This is a genomic window from Enterococcus eurekensis, assembly GCF_042654605.1.
Lineage (GTDB): Bacteria > Bacillota > Bacilli > Lactobacillales > Enterococcaceae > Enterococcus_I > Enterococcus_I eurekensis.
Genome location: NZ_JBHSGT010000032.1, coordinates 1 through 5093, shown reverse-complemented (window position 1 = coordinate 5093; position 5093 = coordinate 1). Strand labels below are relative to the sequence as shown.

Sequence of the window (5093 nt, the reverse complement as noted above, 5' to 3'; positions counted from 1 at the left end):
CTGTGCCTCAACCGAAGCCGATTCATCTACACGACTAAAGTCGCGAGTGTTCTCGGCTAGTTAATAAAAGATCTTGGGAAATTAGATATAAATTGGAGAGAATATAATTTGATTAAAAGTTCATCAAATTACCCTGCATTACAACAATCTATATCAGGTATCTACTCAATTTCAAATAAATTATTTGTTGGCTCATTAATATTTGCAGGAGTTGTAGTTTCATTATTACTATTCTTATGGATGAATGCTAGAAAGAAAGAAATAGCAGTATTACTATCATTAGGTATATCAAAATTAGAAATTTTTGGTCAATTCCTAATTGAGATGGTATTTATATCAATCCCCGCATTCGTTGGTTCTTATTTCTTAGCTCAATATACAGCTGATAAGCTTGGGAATAATATATTGAATAAGGTTACTGGTGATATAGCTAAACAAATAGCTAGACAATCTGCATCTAGCCAATTAGGTGGTGGGGCAGAAGCTGAAGGATTTAACAAGACATTATCAAGTTTAGATATAAATGTATTACCTAAATTCATAATTTATGTAGTTATATTTATGAGTTTAGTACTTCTTGTATCATTGATTATTTCTTCATTCAATATATTAAGAAGGAATCCAAAAGAATTATTAATTGACAATAATTAAAATTTTCGGTGCTTTTTAGCACCGAAAATTTTTTGATTTTTAAATATCAAATAATATGCTGTATAATATAAGTGTATAGGCTTAAGTGGAGGTATATATGAAAATATTAACTGTTGAAGATGATAATCTGATAAGAGAGGGAATAAGTGAATATCTTTCAGAATTTGGATATACTATTATTCAAGCTAAAGATGGAAGAGAAGCCTTGTCAAAATTTAATATCGACATAAATTTAGTTCTCTTAGACATTCAGATACCTTTTATAAATGGTTTAGAAGTATTGAAAGAAGTTAGAAAGAGAAGCAATTTACCAATTCTAATGTTGACTGCATTCAGTGATGAAGAATATAAAATTGATGCATTTACTAATTTAGTAGACGGATATGTAGAAAAGCCATTTTCATTGCCGGTTTTAAAGGCGAGAATAGATTCTTTAATTAAGAAGAATTATGGACATTTAGAGAAGTTTGAATATAAGGATCTATCGGTTAATTTTAATAGTTATACAGCTAAAATAAATGGTGAAGAAATAGATGTAAATGCAAAAGAACTAGAAGTATTAAAATGTTTATTGGATAATGATGGACAAGTGTTAACAAGGATGCAAATTATTGATTATGTATGGAAAGATAGTGAAGAAATTCCTTATGATCGAGTAATAGATGTATATATAAAAGAACTTAGAAAAAAATTACAATTAGACTGTATAACTACTATAAGAAATGTAGGATATAAATTGGAGAGAAAATGAGAAAATTAAAGATATTTCCAAAAATGTTCATACAAATGTTTTTTGTTCTTGGAATAATAACTATATTAGTTCATTTACTAGTTTTTTTTATCTTTCCTACAACATATTTGGAGACGAGAAAAGATAATATTCATAATATGGCAAATGAAATTTCTAGTAGTATGAACGGAAAAGAAATAAAATATATAGAGGAAACTTTGGATCTTTATTCTAAGAGTAGTGAAATAAAGATATTTATAAAAGAAAAAAATCATAATAATGAATTACATATTAAAGATAATATAAATTTTAATTTAGAAAGTGGTAGTAATTCTTTGATAATTGAAGAAAGAGAAATAAAGCTTAATGATGGTAAAAAAACAAATCTACAATTTGTTTCTACAGCTGATATGAAAAAAGATGCGAAAGATTTGAGCCTTAAATTTCTACCATATTCTTTATTAATATCAATTTTATGTTCTGCCATTATTTCTTTTTTCTATGCAAAATCAATAAAAAACAATATACAAGAAATAAAAAATGTTACTGATCAAATGATAAAACTTGATAAAAAAACACGTATAAAAGTTAGTTCTAATGATGAAGTTGGACAACTAAAACAACAAATTAATGACTTGTATTCTGCTTTATTAAGAACTATTAACGATTTGGAATTTAAAAATAAAGAAATTTTAAATTTAGAAAAGTTAAAATATGATTTTTTTAAAGGTGCATCCCATGAACTTAAAAGTCCTCTTGCTAGTCTTAAAATAATACTGGAAAACATGAAATATAATATTGGAAAATATAAAGAAAGAGATATTTATATTAACGAATGCATTAAAATCGTTGATAGCTTAACAAAAAATATTTCTCAAATATTATCAGTTCATACTATAGAAAATTTGAATAATGATGAAGAATACTTGAAAATAAATGATACATTAGAAGACGTATTAAAAAAGTATGAAATATTAGCAAAGCAAAAGAAAATAACTGTCAATAACTATATATTAGATGAGAATGTTTATATAGGAAAAACAGCTTTAAAGATTATTCTATCTAATTTGATTAGTAATGCTGTAAAATATACTGAAGTAAATGGAGTAATTAATATAGGGATAGTTAATGATTGGTTATATATAGTAAATTCATACGGTAATAATAAAGTGTCGAATATGGATAAAATATTTGAAGTTAAATTTGATTTAAATAAGGAAAATAGTAATGGATGTTTAGTGCAAAACAAATGTACACAACTTTGCAAGAGTCAATGCATAGGTAGAATAACGCTGGATTTGACAATGAGCTAGGGTATGGTATCCGCATGGCGGAATTGGGCTGTGCTTCTGAGGCTTTGGACCGAAGAAGACGCCCAATCACACCATACCCGTGAGGCTCGTTGTCAAATTCATGAATAACTATTCATGATTGCAATCTTGTGTATTTGCAATTGCAATACTATGTATTTTCATTTTGCAAAACACAATGGATTAGGTTTATATATAGTAAGTAATATTCTGAATAATTATAATATAGAATATAAAGCATCGCAGGATGAAGAGTTTTTTATCTTTAAAATTAGAATATTTTCTTAAATAATATATAACTTTGCCATAGTTGAGTACGGCGACTGGTTTCGTCCAGTGATGCGGAACTTTCGTCCAGTAAATGCGGAATAGTCGTCCGCTGAATGCGAAAGTTGTCGTCCATTCCGCTAATTGATTGAAGAGAATAAGAAATTAATCAAAACAGAGCCCAATATGAGCTCTGTTTTTCATCTTAAAATAAATTAATAGATTATTCGTATTCCTTCATAGCTTGTTCAAGGAACTTAGTGGCTAAATTAACCATTTCATCAGCCGAAGGCTGCTTTTCGTCCTCTAAGTAATAAGGTAGGAGTAACGAGGATAGATTTAAATCGATATCTTCTGGAAGGTATCGTCGAAAATAAAAAAAGAGCGATACGAGTTTCAACTTCAATCGGAATCATTTCATGCCCTCCAAACCGTGACGCTCTCGCATGGATACTTCACCATCGACTATGATTTGGTGAGAATTGTGCTTGATTCGATCCAGAATCGCATCGGCTAGTTGAGTGTGTTTGATTTTTTCATGCCAACCTTCGGGTGAAAACTGGGAACAAAATATGGTAGAAGATTGCTTTAATCGTGCTTCAATGATTTCGAAAATGTGAACACTTTCCTCCAAAGACAACTCCATTAGTAACCATTCATCTTATGAAAAGCTAAATATTATGTAAAGTAAGGCGCTGAAGTTCTAATTTCAACGCCTTTTGAAGAAAGTTTCTTTTCATAATAAAGAGTCCTAATTCCCATATTTCTAACTCTAAATAAATTCTTTCAACCAATCTAGTAAAACTTCTTTGTCATTTGTAGTCAATGTTTCTTCTGGAAGTACATTATTGTTAGCTGCTTCGATTGCTTTTCGTTTAATTTCTGGATTAGCTTTCGCATAGATTTCCGTTGTTGAGACGGATACATGACCTAAAAAGTCTCGAATATAAATCAAATTAACATTTGCTTCTAGTAAGTGCATTGCTTTACTATGCCTTAAGGCATGAGGTGAAATTTTCACTGGGAAATGATTAGAATTGTTTATACGCGCTATTTCAAAGTGTTTTTTAAGAATGTATCCTATGCCAGCACGACTGAGTCTTCTTTTCTGTTTATTAAAAAAGACTGGGGTTTTAAGGTTTTCTTCATCCAATAATTGGTAATTATCCATATAAGATTTTATAATATTTACTGTCTGTGGGTTAATTGGTATTACACGTACTTTTTGTCCTTTGCCAAGTAACTTTACTGTTGCTGGAGAAGACAATCTCAAATCACAAACATTTAGATCTATTATTTCCTGAACCCTTGCACCTGTATCATACAAAAGCGTCAAAATGGCTAAATCTCTTTTTCCCTCTTTGGTCTTACTATTTGGAGTAGCCAAGAGCTTTCGAATTGCATTAATTGATAAATAAGTCATTTGTCCTGTATTTTGAACTTTTTTTGCCTTAATTGAAAGGATAGAGTTACATCTCTCTAAGTTCTCAGGCGTTTCAATTTGTAGAAATCGGAAAAAAGATTGAAGTGCAGCAAGCCTTTGATTCCGTGTTTTGATGGAGTATCCTTTTTTATCTACTAGCCAATTCAGAAAATCTTCTATAAAATCTTTATTTATATCGGTAATTTTCATTTTTTCGGGTTTCAAATTAAGAACTTTGGTGCAGTATCTTAAGAAAATAGTGAATGCATCTCGATATGACTTTACTGTATTTTCACTATAGTCCATCCTTGATGGAATGTAACTAAGAAAGTATGAGGATAAATACTTGCCGAAATTATATTCTTTCATCTTCATTCACCTCCGGAAAAACGCCCTGATACATTTCAGCAGTTGAATTAATGATGATACCGTAGGTATCATTTGACAGCCGTAGATATTGTTCTGTACTTATAATATCACGGTGTCCCATATACGTCTGTAACATTGGAAGCGCAGAATAAATATCTTGCCCTTGATTAACCATTTTTTCCAAAGAATGAACTGCAAAAGTGTGTCGTAAATCATGTATCCTGGGATGAACAGATTCAGAAGAAATTATTCCAGCTTTAAGTAATATCCTTCTAACCTGAATAATTCATACTTTTAATTAAAACCATGTGAAACTGCCTCACGGCAGCTTACAATTACTTTT

5 protein-coding genes and 2 pseudogenes are annotated in these 5093 nt (G+C 29.9%); 3 read left to right on the top strand and 4 right to left on the bottom strand.

The features are described from left to right. Positions 1–60: 60 nt before the first annotated feature. From ACFO3L_RS04920 to ACFO3L_RS04910, 3 genes and pseudogenes are all read left to right on the top strand, one after another. Positions 61–651, top strand: a pseudogene (locus ACFO3L_RS04920) (FtsX-like permease family protein); the annotation flags it as partial. A gap of 97 nt (positions 652–748) precedes the next feature. Further along, positions 749–1402, top strand: coding sequence for a response regulator transcription factor (locus tag ACFO3L_RS04915; protein ID WP_379964431.1), 654 nt, complete (start codon positions 749–751; stop codon positions 1400–1402). Further along, positions 1399–2694 carry a sensor histidine kinase gene (locus ACFO3L_RS04910; protein ID WP_379964429.1) on the top strand — a complete coding sequence of 432 codons (1296 nt, stop codon included), beginning with the start codon at positions 1399–1401 and terminating at the stop codon, positions 2692–2694. The genes ACFO3L_RS04915 and ACFO3L_RS04910 overlap by 4 nt, the downstream gene beginning before the upstream one ends. Positions 2695–3239: 545 nt before the next feature. On the opposite strand, the gene ACFO3L_RS04905 is transcribed toward ACFO3L_RS04910, so the two are convergent. The 4 genes and pseudogenes from ACFO3L_RS04905 to ACFO3L_RS04890 all read right to left on the bottom strand — a co-directional run bounded on the left by ACFO3L_RS04905 (position 3240) and on the right by ACFO3L_RS04890 (position 5018). Beyond that, a complete protein-coding gene (locus tag ACFO3L_RS04905) occupies positions 3240–3374 on the bottom strand; it encodes a hypothetical protein (protein WP_379962935.1) in 135 nt (44 codons plus the stop codon). Then, a pseudogene (locus ACFO3L_RS04900) lies at positions 3371–3607 on the bottom strand (ATP-binding protein); the annotation flags it as partial. The gene ACFO3L_RS04905 and the pseudogene ACFO3L_RS04900, both read right to left, overlap by 4 nt. A 123-nt stretch (positions 3608–3730) precedes the next feature. Next, entirely contained in the window at positions 3731–4750 is a 1020-nt protein-coding gene (locus tag ACFO3L_RS04895; RefSeq protein ID WP_379964427.1) for a tyrosine-type recombinase/integrase, read from the bottom strand. Then, positions 4737–5018: a site-specific integrase gene (locus ACFO3L_RS04890; protein WP_379964433.1), complete on the bottom strand. Its 282-nt coding sequence runs from the start codon at positions 5016–5018 to the stop codon at positions 4737–4739. The genes ACFO3L_RS04895 and ACFO3L_RS04890 overlap by 14 nt, the downstream gene beginning before the upstream one ends. Positions 5019–5093: the final 75 nt, after the last annotated feature.